At 66.3% G+C, this 17,450-nt stretch carries 16 protein-coding genes; 13 read left to right on the top strand and 3 right to left on the bottom strand.

Going from position 1 to position 17,450, the window contains the following annotated elements; translation table 11 throughout:
* Nucleotides 1-57 precede the first annotated feature (57 nt).
* A complete protein-coding gene (gene argG, locus ACYP33_RS08990) occupies nucleotides 58-1,410 on the bottom strand; it encodes an argininosuccinate synthase (RefSeq protein WP_459621096.1) in 1,353 nt (450 codons plus the stop codon).
* Between the two features lie 337 nt (nucleotides 1,411-1,747).
* On the opposite strand from argG, the gene ACYP33_RS08995 reads away from it, so the two are divergent.
* From ACYP33_RS08995 to ACYP33_RS09045, 11 genes are all read left to right on the top strand, one after another.
* Nucleotides 1,748-2,122 (top strand): hypothetical protein, encoded by a 375-nt coding sequence (locus tag ACYP33_RS08995; protein ID WP_414443304.1) that lies wholly within the window; start codon nucleotides 1,748-1,750, stop codon nucleotides 2,120-2,122.
* A gap of 116 nt (nucleotides 2,123-2,238) precedes the next feature.
* The gene (locus ACYP33_RS09000) at nucleotides 2,239-3,162 is read left to right on the top strand and encodes a LysR family transcriptional regulator (RefSeq protein WP_459621098.1); all 924 of its coding nucleotides are present in this window, start codon (nucleotides 2,239-2,241) and stop codon (nucleotides 3,160-3,162) included.
* Between the two features lie 10 nt (nucleotides 3,163-3,172).
* On the top strand, nucleotides 3,173-3,847 hold the full coding sequence (locus ACYP33_RS09005; protein ID WP_459621099.1) for a response regulator transcription factor: 675 nt from the start codon (nucleotides 3,173-3,175) through the stop codon (nucleotides 3,845-3,847).
* Between the two features lie 315 nt (nucleotides 3,848-4,162).
* Entirely contained in the window at nucleotides 4,163-7,408 is a 3,246-nt protein-coding gene (locus ACYP33_RS09010) for an efflux RND transporter permease subunit (RefSeq protein WP_459621101.1), read from the top strand.
* On the top strand, nucleotides 7,398-8,594 hold the full coding sequence (locus tag ACYP33_RS09015; protein ID WP_459621102.1) for an efflux RND transporter periplasmic adaptor subunit: 1,197 nt from the start codon (nucleotides 7,398-7,400) through the stop codon (nucleotides 8,592-8,594). The genes ACYP33_RS09010 and ACYP33_RS09015 overlap by 11 nt, the downstream gene beginning before the upstream one ends.
* Nucleotides 8,587-10,155, top strand: a complete 1,569-nt coding sequence (locus ACYP33_RS09020; protein ID WP_459621103.1) for an efflux transporter outer membrane subunit — start codon at nucleotides 8,587-8,589, stop codon at nucleotides 10,153-10,155. Before ACYP33_RS09015 ends, ACYP33_RS09020 begins: the two co-directional genes overlap by 8 nt.
* 244 nt (nucleotides 10,156-10,399) lie before the next feature.
* On the top strand, nucleotides 10,400-10,807 hold the full coding sequence (locus ACYP33_RS09025; protein ID WP_459621105.1) for a DoxX family protein: 408 nt from the start codon (nucleotides 10,400-10,402) through the stop codon (nucleotides 10,805-10,807).
* Nucleotides 10,804-11,727, top strand: coding sequence for an alpha/beta hydrolase family protein (locus ACYP33_RS09030; RefSeq protein WP_459621107.1), 924 nt, complete (start codon nucleotides 10,804-10,806; stop codon nucleotides 11,725-11,727). The genes ACYP33_RS09025 and ACYP33_RS09030 overlap by 4 nt, the downstream gene beginning before the upstream one ends.
* Complete coding sequence (locus ACYP33_RS09035; protein WP_459621109.1) at nucleotides 11,690-12,640, top strand: alpha/beta hydrolase; 951 nt, start codon at nucleotides 11,690-11,692, stop codon at nucleotides 12,638-12,640. Before ACYP33_RS09030 ends, ACYP33_RS09035 begins: the two co-directional genes overlap by 38 nt.
* A 229-nt stretch (nucleotides 12,641-12,869) precedes the next feature.
* Nucleotides 12,870-13,265 (top strand): MarR family winged helix-turn-helix transcriptional regulator, encoded by a 396-nt coding sequence (locus tag ACYP33_RS09040; protein ID WP_459621111.1) that lies wholly within the window; start codon nucleotides 12,870-12,872, stop codon nucleotides 13,263-13,265.
* Nucleotides 13,266-13,340: 75 nt separating this feature from the next.
* Nucleotides 13,341-14,648, top strand: a complete 1,308-nt coding sequence (locus ACYP33_RS09045; protein WP_459621113.1) for a chloride channel protein — start codon at nucleotides 13,341-13,343, stop codon at nucleotides 14,646-14,648.
* A gap of 241 nt (nucleotides 14,649-14,889) precedes the next feature.
* Here ACYP33_RS09045 and ACYP33_RS09050 read toward each other — a convergent pair whose 3' ends face one another.
* On the bottom strand, nucleotides 14,890-16,065 hold the full coding sequence (locus tag ACYP33_RS09050; RefSeq protein WP_459621115.1) for a porin: 1,176 nt from the start codon (nucleotides 16,063-16,065) through the stop codon (nucleotides 14,890-14,892).
* A 330-nt stretch (nucleotides 16,066-16,395) separates the two neighbouring features.
* Here ACYP33_RS09050 and ACYP33_RS09055 point away from each other — a divergent pair, with 330 nt between their 5' ends.
* Nucleotides 16,396-16,695 (top strand): DUF4148 domain-containing protein, encoded by a 300-nt coding sequence (locus ACYP33_RS09055; protein ID WP_459621117.1) that lies wholly within the window; start codon nucleotides 16,396-16,398, stop codon nucleotides 16,693-16,695.
* 142 nt (nucleotides 16,696-16,837) lie between these two features.
* Nucleotides 16,838-16,993, top strand: a complete 156-nt coding sequence (locus tag ACYP33_RS09060; protein WP_206125583.1) for a hypothetical protein — start codon at nucleotides 16,838-16,840, stop codon at nucleotides 16,991-16,993.
* A gap of 92 nt (nucleotides 16,994-17,085) precedes the next feature.
* On the opposite strand, the gene ACYP33_RS09065 is transcribed toward ACYP33_RS09060, so the two are convergent.
* A partial coding sequence (locus tag ACYP33_RS09065; protein ID WP_459621118.1) for a winged helix-turn-helix domain-containing protein occupies nucleotides 17,086-17,450 on the bottom strand: 365 nt, incomplete at its 5' end.

Raw genomic sequence — 17,450 nt, forward strand, 5'->3', positions numbered from 1 at the left:
GCGGCGCGTCTCTCACGCGCGCCGCCGGGCCGGGGTACTGCATACCGCCAGCCGCGCTTACTCGCCGGCCTTCTTGTCCTGCACGTCCTGCTTGATCTGCGGCAGCGCCGACGTCTCGCCCGGCGTCAGCAGCCCGACTTGCGCGTACACGCGCAGCTTGTCGCGCGTATCGGTGATGTCGAGGTTGCGCATCGTCAGTTGGCCGATACGGTCGCGCGGCGAGAACGTCGAGGCGACCTTCTCCATCGACAGGCGCTCCGGCGCGTAGGTCAGGTTCGGCGAACGCGTGCTGAGGATCGAGTAGTCGTTGCCGCGACGCAGTTCGATGCGCACTTCGCCCGTGATGGCGCGCGCCACCCAGCGTTGCGCCGTTTCGCGCAGCATGATGGCCTGCGGATCGAACCAGCGGCCTTGATACAGCAGGCGGCCGAGGCGGCGGCCGCTTTCGCGGTACTGCTCGATGGTGTCTTCGTTGTGGATGCCGGTGACGAGGCGCTCGTAGGCGATGTACAGCAGCGCGAGACCCGGGGCTTCGTAGATGCCGCGGCTCTTCGCCTCGATGATGCGGTTCTCGATCTGGTCGCTCATGCCGAGGCCGTGGAGGCCGCCGATGCGGTTCGCTTCGAGCAGCAGTTCGACCTGGTCGGTGAATTCCACGCCGTTCAGCGCGACCGGGCGGCCTTCCTCGAAGCGCACCGTCACTTCCTCGGCGGCGATCTTCACGTCGTCGCGCCAGAACGCCACGCCCATGATCGGGTTGACGATCTTGATGCCCGAATCGAGGCTTTCGAGATCCTTCGCTTCGTGCGTTGCGCCGAGCAGGTTCGAATCGGTCGAGTAGGCCTTCTCGGCCGACATCTTGTAGCCGAAGCCGGCCTTCGTCATGAATTCCGACATTTCGGCACGGCCGCCCAGTTCGTCGATGAACTGCTGGTCGAGCCACGGCTTGTAGATCTTCAGATCGGGGTTGACGAGCAGGCCGTAGCGGTAGAACCGCTCGATGTCGTTGCCCTTGTACGTGCTGCCGTCGCCCCAGATGTTGACGCCGTCTTCCTTCATGGCGGCCACCAGCATGGTGCCGGTCACGGCGCGGCCGATCGGGGTGGTGTTGAAATACGTGACGCCGGCCGTGGAGATGTGGAAGGCGCCCGATTGCAGCGCGGCGATCCCTTCGGCCACGAGCTGCGCGCGGCAATCGATCAGGCGGGCGTTTTCGGCGCCGTATTCGCGGGCACGCTGCGGAATCGAATCGTAGTCCTCTTCGTCCGGCTGGCCGAGGTTCGCGGTGTATGCGTACGGCACGGCGCCCTTGATGCGCATCCAGTGCAGCGCCGCGCTGGTGTCGAGGCCGCCGGAGAACGCAATACCGACCTTCTGGCCAGTCGGGAGATTTTCAAGAATCGTGGTCATGACGGAAAACCGTTAAATCGTGATCGAAAGGGAATGCGCGTAACCCGTAAGTATCGGCGGTGCCTGATTATGAGGCAAGTTTTGTCGCGGCCCGGGGAAACCGTTCGAAACCGGGGCAAATCGGCCGAAATCGCACGAAATCGGCCCCGCCCGCGCATTTTTCACCGGATTTTCGCCGATTTCCGCACCGCCGGCCGCTCATGCGCCGTTCGGCGCCGCGCGCCGGCCCGCCCGTTCTCCTTAAACAAAGTTTCATCCGGCGATACGGTTGTTTCAGAAATGGAGCCAGGACGCGGTCCGATAATCGCTGCATCGTGACCTGGACAGGGAGCCGGAAATGACGCGTCCGATGAGCATCGAACTGATCAACGAGTACGGCAAGAGCGCCGTGCTGGTGTCGATCGACAAAGCCTCGGTGATCCTCGATCCGGCCGACGTGGACGCCGTGATCCAGTACCTGAGCCTGCTGCGCGCCTCGATGCAGCCGCCGGTGCCGGAAGCGCCGCTGCGCTCCGAGCAGTACGTGGTCGAGATGGACCCGTGCTGGTACACCGAGCAGCACGCGCTGTATGGCGGCGCGGTGCTGTTCCTGCGCCACACGGGCCTCGGCTGGAGCGGTTTCGCGCTGCCGCCGTTGAGCCTGGAGCGCCTGCACGAATCGCTCGGCCGCCATCTGGAAGATGCGCGAGAGGCCACCAGCCTGCCCAACTGAGCCGGCCCGCGGCCCTCACCCCGCCGCGATTCTGAAAAAAGCTTCATGTTCCGGGCGCGGTGTTGTTAACGCGCCCCACTGATCATGAACGCACCGCAAATGTTGCCCGTACAACCATGAACCAGCTCCAGGCGATGCGCGTCTTTACGCGTGTAGTGGATCTCGAAAGCTTCAACCTCGCCGCGCGTCAGCTCGGCATGTCGGCCGCGGCCGTCACGCGCAGCGTCGGCATGCTGGAGGCGCACCTGAACATGCGCCTGCTGAACCGCACCACGCGCAGCCTGTCGCTGACCGAGGCCGGCCGCGAATATCTCGACGGCTGCCGCGTGATCATCGAAAAGCTCGACGAGGTCGAATCGAACCTCGTGCGCGCCACCCGCGACCCGCGCGGCACGCTGCGCGTGGCCGCGTCGATGAGCTTCGCGGCCGGCGGCCTGGGCGACCTGCTGGCCGGCTACCGGCTGCAACACCCGCGCGTCGGCTTCGACGTGACCACCTTCGACACCCACATCGACATGGTCGAGGGCGGCTACGACGTCTGCTTCTCCGACGACCGCCGGCTGGTCAGCGCCACGCTGGTGTCGCGCTCGCTGACCACGGTGCGCGAGGTGCTGGTGGCCTCGCCCCAATACCTGGCGCGCCACGGCACGCCGGCCGACCCGGCCGCGCTGAACAACCACAGCCTGCTGACGGTATCCGACGGCGCCGCGCGCACCTGGGAGTTCGCCGATCACGACGGCGTGTGCCGCGTCTACACCGGCCAGGCGCTGGCCTCCAGCGGCAGCGCGATGGTGCGCGTGGCGGCATTGAGCCACATGGGCATCGCGCTGCTGCCCGAGCCGCTCGTCACGCCCGATATCGAACGCGGCGAGCTGGTCACGCTGCTCGACCACTACGCGGCCAACGGCGGCCCGCGCAACATCTCGATTCTTTATCCGGGCCGGAATTATCTGTCCATGAAGGTGCGCAGCTTCATCGATTTCTCGGTGGGCCGCTATCGCGGCGCGGACCGCACCGCCCCCTTGCGCGCCGTCGCCTGACTCGCATCACATGTCGAAAATCCTGACGATCGAGGACGATGTCCTGATCGCCGACAGCATCGCGCGCCAACTGAACGCGCAGGGCCATACCGTCGACGTGGCGCGCACCGGCCGCGAAGGCATCGCCAAGGTGATGGCGGGCGAGTACGACGCCGTCACGCTCGACCGCATGCTGCCCGATCTCGACGGGCTGACGATCCTCTCGACGATGCGCGGCGTGGGCCTCGACACGCCCGTGCTGGTCATGAGCGCGATGTCGGAAGTCGATCAGCGCATCGCGGGCCTGCGCGCGGGCGGCGACGACTACCTCGTCAAGCCGTTCTCGCTCGACGAAATGGTGGCGCGGCTCGAAGTGCTGATGCGCCGCCGGCCGCGCAACGCACACGCCGAAACGGTGTTGCGCGCCAACGGCATCGAGCTCGACCTGGTGCGCCGCAGCGCGGCGCTCGGCGCGCACGAGCTGGAACTGCTGCCCACCGAATTCCGCGTGCTCGAATTCATGATGCGTCACGCCGGCCGCGTGCTGACGCGCACGATGATCTTCGAGGGCGTGTGGGGTTGCCGCTTCGATCCGGGCACCAACCTGATCGACGTGCACGTGGGCCGGCTGCGCCGCAAGATCAACAAGCCCGGCGAAGCGCCGCTGATCCGCACGATTCGCGGCGCGGGCTACATGCTCGGCTGATCGGCATTTTTTTGCGCCGCTCGCACGGCATTCCGCTGTCCGGTTGCGCACACAACCATCTTGTCGAACGCCGCCATGCGACGTTGTCGCAGCGTTTTTCACGCTCGATTTCATCCCCGCTTCATGTTCGCGTGCCAGCGCGCCGCCCGCTGCCGCACCCCGCGCCGCCGCCATGAAACTTCTTTCATGTTTTTAGCGACCGGCTGTTAGGGCGGCCTCCCCAGAATGCAGTCGTCGGCGCCTGTCCGTGTTTTCCCGCATGCGGCGGCGCCCGCGCCAACCCACCGAACGACGCTTTCTACGGAGCAGCATCACATGCTGAAAATCGTCCGGCTCGCCCTTGTCCGGCCCTACACGTTCATCGTGCTGGCGCTGCTGATCTTGCTGGCTGGCCCGCTTGCGGCATTACGCACGCCCACCGACATCTTCCCGGACATCCGCATTCCGGTGATCAGTGTCATCTGGAATTACTCAGGCCTGCAGCCGGACGACATGTCCGGACGGATCGTGACGTACTACGAACGAACGCTCGGCACCACCGTCAACGATGTGCAGCACATCGAATCGCAATCGTTCCGCAGCTTCGGCATCGTCAAGATCTTCTTCCAGCCCACCGTGGACATCCGCACGGCAACGGCGCAGGTCACCTCGGTGTCGCAGACGGTGCTCAAGCAGATGCCGCCCGGCATCACGCCGCCGCAGATCCTGAACTACAACGCCTCGACGGTGCCGGTGCTGCAAATCGCGCTGACCAGCAACACGCTCGACGAACAGAAGCTCGAGGATGCCGCCGAGAACTTCATCCGCCCGCAGTTATTGTCCGTGCCCGGCGTGGCGATCCCGACGCCTTACGGCGGCAAGACGCGCGAGGTGCAGATCGACCTGAACCCGCAGGCGCTGCAATCGAAGGGCCTGTCGGCGCAGGACGTGGCGCATGCGCTCGCGCAGCAGAACCAGATCATTCCGGCCGGCACGGAAAAGATCGGCCGCTTCGAATACAACATCAAGCTCAACAACAGCCCGCTGGCGCTGGATGCGATCAACGATCTGCCGATCAAGTCGGTGGATGGCACGACGATCTACATCCGCGACGTGGCGCACGTGCGCGACGGCTTCCCGCCGCAAACCAACATCGTGCGCGTGGACGGCCACCGCGCGGTGCTGATGAGCATCCTGAAGAACGGCTCGGCCTCCACGCTCGACATCATCGCCGGGGTGAAATCGAAGCTGCCGCTGATCGAGCAGACGCTGCCGCCGGGCCTGAAGCTGGTCACGCTGGGCGATCAATCCACCTTCGTGAAGGGCGCCGTGAGCGGCGTGGCGCGCGAGGGCGTGATCGCCGCCGCGCTCACCTCGCTGATGATCCTGCTGTTCCTCGGCAGTTGGCGCTCGACGCTGATCATCGCGGCCTCGATCCCGCTGGCGGTGCTGTCGGCCATCGCGCTGCTGGCCGCCACCGGCGAAACGCTGAACGTGATGACGCTCGGCGGGCTCGCGCTCGCGGTGGGGATTCTGGTGGACGATGCCACGGTGACGATCGAAAACGTCAACTGGCACCTGGAGCAAGGCAAGGACACGCGCACCGCGATCATCGACGGCGCACGCCAGATCGTGATGCCGGCGCTGGTGTCGCTGATGTGCATCTGCATCGTGTTCGTGCCGATGCTGATGCTCGACGGCATCTCGCGCTTCCTGTTCGTGCCGATGGCGAAGGCGGTGATCTTCGCGATGATCTCGTCGTTCGTGCTGTCGCGCACGTTCGTGCCGATGCTCGCGCAATACCTGCTCAAGCCGCACGCATCGGGCGGCCACGCCTCGGGCGAACTGGCCGCGATGATGGACCCGCACGGCGGCCAGCATCACGCGCCGCCGTCGCGCAACCCGCTGGTGCGCTTCCAGCGCGCGTTCGAACACCGCTTCGAGCGCATTCGCGGCGGCTATCGCGTGCTGCTCGGCCTCGCGCTCACGCGCCGCAAGCCGTTCGTGATCGGCTTCCTCGCGATCGTGGCGGTATCGTTCCTGCTCGCGCCATGGCTCGGCCGGAACTTCTTCCCGACCATCGATTCGGGCGAGATTTCGCTGCACGTGCGCGCGCCGGTCGGCACCCGCGTGGAGGAAACCGCCGCCGAATTCGATCGCATCGAGAACACCATCCGCGCCACGATTCCGCCGTCGCAACTGCGCGAGGTGATCGACAACATCGGCCTGCCGAAGAGCGGTATCAACCTGACGTACAACAACAGCGGCACGATCGGGCCGCAGGACGGCGACATCCTGATCTCGCTGTCGAAGGATCACGCGCCCACCGCCGACTACGTGAAGACGCTGCGCGAACGGCTGCCGCGCGATTACCCGGGCACCACGTTCTCGTTCCTGCCGGCCGACATCGTCAGCCAGATCCTGAACTTCGGCGCGCCCGCGCCGGTGGACCTGCAGGTGGCCGGCCCGAACCAGGCCGCGAACCTGAAGTACGCGCAGGAGCTGTTCCGCAAGCTGCGCCTGATCCCGGGCGTCGCCGACCCGCGCATCCAGCAGGCCACCACCTATCCGCAGTTCACGCTGGCGGTGGACCGCACGCGCGCCGATCAGCTCGGCATCACCGAGCAGGACGTGACGAACTCGGTGGTGGCGTCGCTGTCGGGCACCAGCCAGGTGGACCCGACCTACTGGCTCAACCCGAAGAACGGCGTGTCCTACCCGATCGTCGCGCAAACGCCGCAGTACCGCATGACCTCGCTGTCGGCGCTGCAGAACCTGCCGGTGACGGGCGCGAGCGGCCAGTCGCAATTGCTCGGCGGCCTCGCCACGGTCACGCGCGGGATGGGCGACGCGGTGGTGTCGCACTACAACATCGAGCCGCTGTTCGACATCTACGCGAACACCCAGGGCCGCGACCTCGGCGCGGTGGCGACCGACATCAACCAGATCATCAAGGCCACCGCGAAGGATCTGCCCAAGGGCTCGACCGTCACGCTGCGCGGCCAGGTGCAGACCATGAACGATGCGTTCGCCGGCCTGCTGCTGGGCCTGGTGGGCGCGATCGCGCTGATCTACCTGCTGATCGTCGTGAACTTCCACTCGTGGGCCGATGCGTTCGTGATCGTCTCGGCGCTGCCCGCCGCGCTGGCCGGCATCGTCTGGATGCTGTTCATCACGCACACGCCGCTGTCGGTGCCCGCGCTGACCGGCGCGATCCTCTGCATGGGGGTGGCCACCGCCAACGCGATCCTGGTGGTCAGCTTCGCGCGCGAGCGGCTCGCCGAAACCGGCAACGCGCTGGTGGCGGCGATGGAAGCCGGCTTCACGCGGTTCCGCCCGGTGCTGATGACGGCGCTGGCGATGATCATCGGCATGGCGCCGATGGCCCTCGGCCTCGGCGACGGCGGCGAGCAGAACGCCCCGCTCGGCCGCGCCGTGATCGGCGGCCTGGCCTGCGCCACGCTGGCCACGCTGTTCTTCGTTCCTGTCGTGTTCAGCCTCGTGCACCGCCGCGATGCGCTCAAGCACGACGCGTCCCGCGATTCTTCCCATTCCGCGTCCGGAGCCAAGCATGTCCACTGAGATCGATATCAAGTCGCCGAAACGGCTGCCCAACCTCAAGCTCGTCGCCGCGATCGCCGCCCTGGTCGCGATCGGCGTGGTGGCCAGCGGCATCGTCGGCCGCCTGCATGCCAAGCAACAGATGACGACCTGGTCCGCCACGCAGGCGGTGCCGACGGTGGTGGCCTACACGCCGTCCACCGGCGGCGACGGCTCGGCGCTGGTGCTGCCGGGCCATCTGTCGGCGTTCGAGAACGCGCCGATCCACGCCCAGGTGTCGGGCTACCTGCACGCCTGGTACGCCGACATCGGCGCGCACGTGAAATCCGGCCAGTTGCTCGGCCTGATCGACACGCCCGAACTCGACCAGCAGCTCCAGCAGGCGCGCGCCGATCTGCAAAGCGCGCAGGCCAACGAGAAGCTGGCCGCGTCCACCGCCGCGCGCTGGACCAAGATGCTGCAGCAGGATTCGGTGTCGCAACAGGAAACCGACGAGAAGACCAGCGACCTCGCCGCCAAGCAGGCGATCGTCGCGGCCGCGCAGGCCAACGTCGGCAGGCTTGAAGCGCTCGAAGGCTTCAAGCGCATCACCGCGCCGTTCGACGGCGTGGTCACCGCGCGCAAGACCGATATCGGCCAGTTGATCTCGGCCGGCAGCGGCACCGGCCCCGAGCTGTTCGCGGTGTCGGACGTGCATCAGTTGCGCGTGTACGTGAGCGTGCCGCAGAGCGAGGCCGCCGCGATCCATGCCGGCATGCACGCCACGCTGACCGTGCCCGAGCATCCGGGCCAGACGTTCCAGGCCACACTGGTGGACACCGACGATTCGATCGCCGATTCCACCGGCACCCTGCTCGTGCAGTTGATGGTGGACAACCGCGACGGCAAGCTGATCCCCGGCGAATACACCGAGGTGCATTTCGCCCTGCCGAAGGATGGCCATACGCTGACGATTCCGGCCAGTTCGCTGATCTTCCGCCAGAACGGCCTGCAGGTCGCGGTGATCGGCAAGGACAATCACGCACTCCTGAAGAATGTGACGATCGGCACCGATCTCGGCACGCACGTGCAGATCGCCACCGGCCTCGACGCCGACGATCGCGTGATCGACAACCCGCCCGATTCACTGTCGTCGGGCGATCCGGTGAGACTGAGCGCGCCGGGCGGAGCCCCGACTTCGACCTCGACGGAGCCTGCGCATGGTTAATCGTAGGCTTTGCGCGGTGCTGGCCGGCATCGCGTTCCTCTCCGCCTGCTCGTTCGCGCCGACCTACCACGCGCCCGCCACCGCGCTGCCGACCCAGTTCAAGGAAGCGGACGGCTGGCAGACGGCCCGGCCCGCCGACCGCATCGAACGCGACGGCTGGTGGAAGGCGTTCCGCGATCCGGTGCTCGACCGGCTCGAAGTGCAGGTGGCCGCCGCCAATCCCGACGTGGCCGCCGCGATGGCGCGTCACGACGAGGCCGGCGCGCTGTTCGATCAGGCGCGCTCGGGGCTGTTCCCGACCCTCGGCCTGGGCGCGGGCATCTCCAGCAACCGCGCGTCGAACACGCGCCCGCTGCGCGGCGCGACGCAGCCCGACATCTATGGCGACAACACGCTGGAAGCCGGCTTCGACTACGACCTCGACCTGTGGGGCAAGGTGCGCAACGAGGTGGCCGCCGGCCGCGCCACCGCGCAGGCCAGCGCCGACGATCTGGCCTCGGTGCGCCTGAGCCTGCAGGCCAGCCTCGCCAGCGCCTACTTCAGCCTGCGCGGGCTCGATCAGCAGCAGAAGCTGCTGGCCGACACCATCGACACCTACCGGCACGCGCTGAAGCTCACCATGAGCCGCCACGCGGGCGGTATCGCGTCCGACCTCGACGTGTCGCGCGCGCAGACGCAGCTCGATTCCGCGCGCGCCTCGGCCGAGGACGTGCGGGCGCGCCGCGCGCTTTACGAGCATGCGATTGCGACGCTCACCGGCGTGCCGGCCTCGTCGTTCTCCCTGGCCGCCGACCTGAGCACCGCGCACCTGCCGTCGATCCCGGCCGGGCTGCCGGCCACGCTGCTGCAACGCCGGCCCGACGTGGCCGCCGCCGAGCGCCGCATGGCCGCCGCCAACGCGCAGATCGGCGTGGCACGCGCGGCGTTCTTCCCCGACATCACGCTCGGCCTGGTGGGCGGCTATCAAAGCTCGGGGCTGGGCCACTGGCTCAGTGCGCCGAACGAGATCTGGTCGATCGGGCCGAGCCTGATGCTGACGCTGTTCGACGGCGGCCGCCGCCAGGCAATCACCGATCAGGCGCACGCCAAGCTGGCCGAGAACGGCGCGAAGTATCGCTCGGTGGTGTTGCAGGCTTGTCAGCAGGTGGAGGACAACCTGGCGCTGACGCATCACCTCGGGGATGAGGCGGATCGGCAGCAGGAAGCGCTCGATGCGGCGGAGCGGACGTTGGCGCTTTCGATGTCGCGGTATCGCGATGGGGTGGTGAGCTATCTCGATGTGGTGACGGCGCAGACCACCGAGCTGAATACGAAGATCGCGATGCTTGAGCTGGATACGCGCCGGCAGTTGGCGGCGGTGGGCTTGATTGCGGCGATTGGCGGCGGGTGGTCTGACGAGGGCGGCGACGGCTCCGCGATGGCGGATGCGCATGGCGGCGCTGCTGCCGGTGCCGCGCCTGCGGCGGCGTCGGGCGTGGCTGCCGCCGTGCCGGTGGCGGCTTCGTCTGCGGCGCCTTCCAACTCGAACTCGACCGGCGCGCGAGACGCTACACGAATCTGAATTTCCCCCTCCTGCGGCATGTGTGGTGCGTGCCGCGCTTTTGGGCGTCCGCCGGTTTCGGTGGACGCTTTTTTTTGCCTTCATTGAACGCATCGCCAGGACGTTCAGGCGGCATCGGCCGGTCGCCTTGTCGCTCGGAAAAGCATAAACACGGCAACGCGAAGCGGGGGGCGAAACGTGCAATCATGCCGGGATCGTGACTTGCACGATGTTCGCCACCGTCATCTGATAAGCGTGCCTCAGGATGCCCGACTACCGTTTCCGCAGCCCCTTGCCCCGACGTCTGGTCCTCGGGTTCGTCGCGCTCTGGTTTTCGATTGGCGGCGTCTGCCACTTCATGTTTACCGACGCGTTCGTCAGCATCGTCCCACCGTCCATACCGTCGCCGTACGCGATGGTCTACATCAGTGGTTTCTTCGAACTGCTCGGCGTGATCGGTCTCGTCTCGCGGCTTACACGACGCTACGCAGGTTGGGGCCTTGCCCTGCTGACCGTGGCCGTGACGCCCGCCAATGTCTATATGTGGCAGCACGCGGCGCTTTTTCCATCGGTTCCACCCGGTCTGCTCTTGGCGCGCCTGCCCTTCCAGGCGTTGTTGATCGCAGGGATTGTCTGGTCCACGTACGATCGTCGGCCGGGGGACGTCGCTTGAAAACAGCGCACGGATTCAAACGCCTGCTTCAAACGCTGGCCTTGGCGGCATTCTTTGCCAATCGCTGCCTGGCAGCGCCGATGTCTTTGGATGCCTACCTCGCGATAACCGCGCCGCCCGCCACGACCGTTTTTCACTACGGCCCCGCGCCGTCCCAGATCGTCGCCTTTTATCGTCCCCGAGGTGCAGGGCCGTTTCCCGTCGCCATCCTGGTTCATGGGGGATGCTGGCAAAGCCGATACGGCGGACTGCCGCAAATGGGGGCGATCGCTGCACGCCTCGCCGAACACGGTATTGCTGCGTGGAATGTCGAATATCGCCGCGTCGACGAACCCGGCGGCGGATATCCCGGCATGTACCAGGACATGGGCGCTGCCATCGATTTATTGCGCAGCCGGGCGTCCGCCCTCGATCTCGATGCGAGCCGCGTGCTTGCCATCGGGCATTCGGCGGGCGCGCAACTCGCACTGTGGGCGGCCACCCGCTCGCATTTGCCTCCGCACAGCAGCCTGCATGTTCCCGTCTCGCTCCCCATTCCGACCGTCATCAGCCTCGGCGGATTCGGCGATCTCAAGCGCGATGCGAATGCGATTCGCCAGGCATGCAGGGTCGATGTGGCGGCACTGACCGGCTCGCCCGACGACAGGCGAAACGATGTTTTTTCCGACACATCTCCCGCTGCGTTGCCATCCGGCACGGTGCGTGTCATTGCCATCCATGGTGCGGACGATACGATCGCGCCGCCTGCGCTCGCGCAAGACTATGTGTCGCGTGTACGGAAGGCTCACGGCCAGGCCAGGTTGATCGTCGTGCCGGACAGTGGGCATCTGGACGAAGTGTCATTGACCTCGCCCGTGTGGCCGATATTGAAAAAGGAAATTCATGATGCCTTGCAGTTTTCTCCGCCGGCAGCACGGTAATCACCTGCATCAGACAACGCGCGATCGTGCGCCCTCGAGCTCGCCCTTACGCGCGCTGCGTCTATTGATCGTGATGGCCTTGCTCCCGGGCTTGAACGCCTGCGTCAGCAGCTTGAATGCGCTTTCGGCAGGTCACGATCTGACGATTGTGCATGACGTCAAATACGGCAGCGATGCGCGTCAGGGCATGGATGTCTATACGCCGAGGGATGCCGAACGGCACGCCGGAAAGGGGCGGCCGGTCGTGGTGTTTCTGTATGGCGGTAGTTGGCAGGAAGGCAGCAAGAAAGACTATGGCTTCGTCGCGGCCGCCCTGACTCGTCACGGCTACGTGACGTTCGTGCCGGATTACCGCGTCTACCCGCAAGCGCGCTATCCCGACTTCCTGGAAGATGCCGCCCACGCGGTCGCCTATGCGCGCGCCCACGCGGCGCAGTATGGCGGCGATCCCTCGCGCCTGTTCCTGGTCGGGCATTCGGCCGGATCGTATAGTGTCGCCATGCTCGCGCTCGATCCACGCTGGCTGGGTGCAGTCGGCCTCGACCCGGTGCGCGATATTCGCGGCGCCGTCGGGTTGGCCGGCCCGTACGATTTCCTTCCCTTGCAAGATCCGATACTGGAAAAAATCTTCGAGAATCCGGGCGGCCTTGCCGTGACGCAACCCATCAACCACGTCAGCGGGACCGCACCGCCGATGCTCTTGATCGCAGGCCGAAACGACAAAATCGTCGACCCTGGCAATACCGACCGGCTCACCGCCCGCATACGCGAGAAAGGCGGTCAGGTGGAAGAGATCATGTACGACCGAGCAGGGCATCGCATCATCATCGGCGCGTTCTCGCGTGCATTGCGCTTTCTCTCGCCCAGCTTCTCCGATACGACGCGCTTTATCGATCGGCACGATACGCCCTGAACGCAAGGAACGGGCATCGTCAGTGGATTGATGCAGTCACGTTGGCCGAGGTCGCGATGCAAGCGACGACATGCAGGTCGTTGATTTCCACGCGCACCTTCGCCAATACTCGGCCGGGCATGCCCATGCGCCGCCCCGCCAAGCCTCGATACACTACGCACCCCGACCGACGCCGCAACGAGCCCTCCATGAACCGCACCGCCACCAGCCGCAAACCCGGCCCCCCCGCATGACCCCGCCCGACAAGCAGGACCTGGAGGCCATGTCCTCGTTCCGCCACGAACTGCGCAAATTCCTGCGGGCTTCCGAGGAAATCGCCAACGCGGCCGGCATCACCACCCTGCAATACCAGTTGCTGCTGCATGTGCGCGGCTTCCCCGGCCGCACCTGGGCCAGCGTCGGCGAACTGGCCGAACGGTTGCAGGCCGCGCCAAACGGCACCGCCGCACTCGTATCCCGCTGCGAAACCGCCGGGCTGGTCGAGCGACGCGCCAGCGACGCCGACCGGCGGCTCGTGCAGGTCCACCTCACGCGCAAGGGCGAGCGCTGCCTGCTCGACCTCGCCGCGCAGCACAAAGCACTCTACGGCGCATTCGGCTGGGTCTTCGAGAACCGAGAAGACTGACACCCAAGCCATACCCAGCCGGCCCGGCCAGACATTTATGTCACAATATGCCTCTTTTCCCGGCCGGCCCCTCCCATGCGCTTACCTGCCCTTTTCGACCGCCGCACGATCGTGCGCGGACGACGCCGATGGCTGCACTTCGGCCTGTTCTGGATGGGGGCCGTGGCCACCGGGCTGGTGGCCGTGCTCTATGCGCGGCTGATCGATCTCGGTTACGACCTGTTCCAGCGCATGCACGCCGCGCACTTCTGGTTGCCGCTATTGGTCACGCCGGCCGTGTCGGCGCTCGGCGTGTGGCTGACGCGCCGCTGGTTCCCCGGCGCGGAAGGCAGCGGCATCCCGCAGGTGATCGCCAGCCTGCACGACGTGCGCGGGCTCGGCCCCCGGCTGCTGACGCTGCGAATCCTGGTCGGCAAGATCGGCATCTCGTTCCTGGCCATCCTCGGCGGCTTCACGATCGGCCGCGAGGGGCCGACGATCCATGTGGGCGCGTCGCTGATGTATTCGATGCGGCGCTTCTACCCGGCGCGGCTGCGCAGCATTTCCGGCGTGGCGATCGAGCACAAGCTCGCGCTGGCCGGCGCCGCGGCCGGGCTGTCGGCCGCGTTCAACGCGCCGCTGGCCGGCGTGGTGTTCGCCATCGAGGAGTTGTCGCGCAGCTTCGAGCAGCGCACCAGCGGCGTGCTGATCACCGCGATCATCTTCGCGGGCGTCGTCTCGCTGGCCTTGCAGGGCAACTACGTCTATTTCGGCACCATCGCCATCGATGGCCATCTGCCGAACCTGCTCGCGGTGGCCGTGGTACTGGTCGGCCTGCTGACCGGCACGCTCGGCGGGCTGTTCTGCTGGCTGCTGCTCAACACGCCGCGCTGGATGCCGGAGCGGCTGCTCGCGCTGCGGCAGAACCGGCCCGTGCAGTTCGCCGCCGTGTGCGGCTTCGTCATCGCGGTGATCGGCGTGGCCAGCAGCGGCCACACGTTCGGCAGCGGCTACGCCGAGGCGCGCGGGATGCTGGAGGGGCACGCACAGGTGTCGGCCGTGTATCCGCTGATCAAGATGGCGTCGATGATCGGCTCCTACCTGCCCGGCACGCCGGGCGGGCTGTTCGCGCCGTCGCTGGCGATCGGTGCGGGCGTGGGCAACACGCTGCACCTCGTGTTCGGCCAGATGCAGTTGCCGATGCTGATCGCGCTCGGCATGGTGGGATATCTCGCCGCCGTCACGCAAAGCCCGATCACGGCGTTCGTAATCGTCATCGAGATGATCAACGGGCACACGCTGGTGATTTCGCTGATGGCGACGGCGTTGATTGCGAGCCAGACGTCGAAGTTTTTTGCGCCGCCGTTGTATGAGGCGTTGGCGCAGCGGTATATGAAGCGGTGAGAGACACGCGCCCACTCTAATAAAAAAACCCCATGACGCAACCGCGTCATGGGGCCGAAGATCACCGCCATCCACTCGCCGCACCACTACCGCCGGCAAAACAAGAGAGACGGAAACCGCACTACCGGCGCACCCGGTCGCTCGACCGGACACGCCGCCACCTAAGCGCGCGAATCGATCGATCCTCGCGCAAAGCCGGGCGGCACGCGCCGCCCGGCCTGCTTCAACCGGCGAGGACCGGTCAGAACTTGTGACGAATGCCGGCTGCCACGACAGCCTGGCGGTTGTTGCTCGACGCCGCGAAGTTGAAGATGCCGGCCTGGCCCAGCACCGACACGCCATCCACGCCGCTGACCTTGCGATACACGCCTTCGAGGTACAGGTCGGTGCGGCGCGACAGCGCGTAATCGGCCTGCAGCATGAACTGGTTCCACTTCGGTGCCAGCGTGCGGCCGGCGTTGTCGAAGCGGCCTTGCGTGTAGGTGTACGAACCACCCAGCGTCAGGGCCGGCGTCAGGAAGTAGCGCGCATTCAGTTCATAGTTGCTGAACGTGAGCAACTGGCCGTTGACGCTGCCGTACGAGCCGCCTTCCGAAATTTCGTTCGGGTTGTTCAGGATCGTGCGCGTGTAGACGAAGCCGACGCTGGCCTTGTCGAACGCGTAGCGTGCGCCCGCGCCGAAGGTGCGCCAGCGGCCGCCCACCAGCATCGAATCGCCATCCGCGCTGCTCAACGCGCCGCCCGTGTTGGCCGGCGTGTTCACGCCGCCCGGGTTGTTCGATTGCAGGTAGCCCACGCCCAGGCTGACCGGGCCGTTCGCATACGCGGCGCCGACGCTGTACGCGTTGTTGTTCGACATCCCGCCGCCCATGTTGCTGAAAGCGTAGGCGCCGCCGAACGAGAATCCACTGTAGTTCGCACTGCGGAACTTGATGGAATTGTTCATGCGCGTGTCGTTCGCGAGGTTGTCGTTGTCGAACAGGTGGTCGGCGATGTTGCCGCCGAAGCCGGAGCCGGTCGCCGACAGCGGCGCGACGTAGTCCACCAGGAAGTCGTACTGACGACCCAGCGTGACGGTGCCCCACTGGTTGCTCGACAGGCCGACGAATGCCTGACGGCCGAACTCGTCACCGCCGTTGCCGAGCTTGCCGTTGTTGACGCTGAAGCCGTTTTCGAGGGTGAACACCGCCGACAGGCCGCCGCCGAGGTCTTCATTGCCGCGCAGGCCCCAACGCGAGGTGCTCACGTTGCCGCTTTGCACGCTGTAGGACGGGCCGCTGACGTTGCCCGATTTCTGGTTGCTGATGTAATCCAGGCCTGCATCGATCGTGCCGTAGAGAGTCACGCTGCTCTGCGCATGAGCGGCGGTCGAAAGCAGGCACGCGAGCGCCGCCGGGATTGCCAGATATTTCTTCATGATGATTTCGCTAGAGTGGGTCGGTCTTCTCGCACCGCTAGCCGCGTGTGGAATGGCCGATCCGTACGCGGTGCGATGGCGCACAATTTAGGCAGTGCGCATGACAGGGCGGTTATGAAAATGCCCTGAAAAATGAAGCCTTTTTCATCTTCGCGATACCCGCGATTCATGTCGTTCCCGACAGCCTGGCCGCCACGCATGAATTTCTTTTCACGTTGCGTATGCCGAACCGCTATCGCCCCCCCTCTATGCTTCTTGTCAACCCGACGCGCAGCGCAAGAACGATTGCGCCGGGGATGAACCCAGTCATCAATCATGAGGATAACGAACATGAATTCCGCGAAGATCGTCGCCGCCGCGCTGCTTGCCGCGCTTGCCGTCCCCGCCTTTGCCAACACAGTCTCAGGGCAGGCCGCCACGACCACGCAGAGGGTGCCCGCCGCCAGCAAGGACGGCGTACCGGGCGGCGCCGCAAGCACCTGGACGGCGCAGTCGGGCACCCAGACCTATGCGCAGCCGTACGGCCAGCCGACCCATGAAATGACCCGCGCCCAGGTGTATGGAGAGCTGGTGCATGCCGAACAGGACGGCCAGCTCAAGTATCTGAATTCGACGCTCTATGCACACTGATGCACGCCGCTGCACGGCCGGCCTTCCGCGCGCGTTGCACCATCCCGCGCACCATCCCTCGCACGCGCCGGCCGGCCCGCAGGCACCGCGTTCGCATCACGCCTCCCGCTCCTCGCTGCCGTCATCGCCCCACTCGCCCGACATGAAGCTTCGTCCTCTGCTCGTTCGCACCGCCCGCCTCGCGCTCGTCGCGATGGCCGCCGGTGCCATGCTGTCCGGCTGCGCCGCCGCGCGCCCCAATGGTCCCGGCGATTGCGTCGGGCCGCCCGATTTCTGCGTGCCGTTCTTCGGCTCCTGATCATCGCGGCCCATGCAACAAGGGCGCGCTGCCGGCTGGCAGTGCGCCCTTGTCGTTGGTGGCGAGGCGGTTTTCTTCGTGCAACGCGCGCGTCAGGCGTCCGGCAGCGTCACCTGATAGCCGTAGCGGCTGACGGTATCGATCTTCACGTCGGGCAGATGGCGCGCGAGCTTGCGGCGCAGCCGCGACACCACGAGGTTCACGCTCGACGGATCGACGTCCTCCTTGTCCTGCCACACGTAGCGAATCAGTTGATCGCGCGGCACCGGCGCGTTGGGGCTGCGCATCAGGCATTCGAGCAGCAGGAATTCGCGGCGCGTGACGGCCAGGCGCAGCTTGCCGTCCTTCAGTTCGCGCGACAGCGTGTCGAACGTGGAGCTGGCGGCCGCGGCGGCCAGCGGCCCGTCGGCTTCGCGCGGCACGCCGAGCCGTTGCAGCGCCTGCAGGCGCTCAGGCA

This window comes from Burkholderia sp. 3C, assembly GCF_054589155.1.

What these genes read in the sequence shown, in the direction of transcription:
- argG (WP_459621096.1), bottom strand. Translation starts at nt 1,410, where the DNA reads ATGACCACGATTCTTGAAAATCTCCCGACTGGCCAGAAGGTCGGTATT.
- ACYP33_RS08995 (WP_414443304.1), top strand. Translation starts at nt 1,748, where the DNA reads ATGACGCGTCCGATGAGCATCGAACTGATCAACGAGTACGGCAAGAGC.
- ACYP33_RS09000 (WP_459621098.1), top strand. Translation starts at nt 2,239, where the DNA reads ATGAACCAGCTCCAGGCGATGCGCGTCTTTACGCGTGTAGTGGATCTC.
- ACYP33_RS09005 (WP_459621099.1), top strand. Translation starts at nt 3,173, where the DNA reads ATGTCGAAAATCCTGACGATCGAGGACGATGTCCTGATCGCCGACAGC.
- ACYP33_RS09010 (WP_459621101.1), top strand. Translation starts at nt 4,163, where the DNA reads ATGCTGAAAATCGTCCGGCTCGCCCTTGTCCGGCCCTACACGTTCATC.
- ACYP33_RS09015 (WP_459621102.1), top strand. Translation starts at nt 7,398, where the DNA reads ATGTCCACTGAGATCGATATCAAGTCGCCGAAACGGCTGCCCAACCTC.
- ACYP33_RS09020 (WP_459621103.1), top strand. Translation starts at nt 8,587, where the DNA reads ATGGTTAATCGTAGGCTTTGCGCGGTGCTGGCCGGCATCGCGTTCCTC.
- ACYP33_RS09025 (WP_459621105.1), top strand. Translation starts at nt 10,400, where the DNA reads ATGCCCGACTACCGTTTCCGCAGCCCCTTGCCCCGACGTCTGGTCCTC.
- ACYP33_RS09035 (WP_459621109.1), top strand. Translation starts at nt 11,690, where the DNA reads ATGATGCCTTGCAGTTTTCTCCGCCGGCAGCACGGTAATCACCTGCAT.
- ACYP33_RS09040 (WP_459621111.1), top strand. Translation starts at nt 12,870, where the DNA reads ATGACCCCGCCCGACAAGCAGGACCTGGAGGCCATGTCCTCGTTCCGC.
- ACYP33_RS09045 (WP_459621113.1), top strand. Translation starts at nt 13,341, where the DNA reads ATGCGCTTACCTGCCCTTTTCGACCGCCGCACGATCGTGCGCGGACGA.
- ACYP33_RS09050 (WP_459621115.1), bottom strand. Translation starts at nt 16,065, where the DNA reads ATGAAGAAATATCTGGCAATCCCGGCGGCGCTCGCGTGCCTGCTTTCG.
- ACYP33_RS09055 (WP_459621117.1), top strand. Translation starts at nt 16,396, where the DNA reads ATGAATTCCGCGAAGATCGTCGCCGCCGCGCTGCTTGCCGCGCTTGCC.
- ACYP33_RS09060 (WP_206125583.1), top strand. Translation starts at nt 16,838, where the DNA reads ATGAAGCTTCGTCCTCTGCTCGTTCGCACCGCCCGCCTCGCGCTCGTC.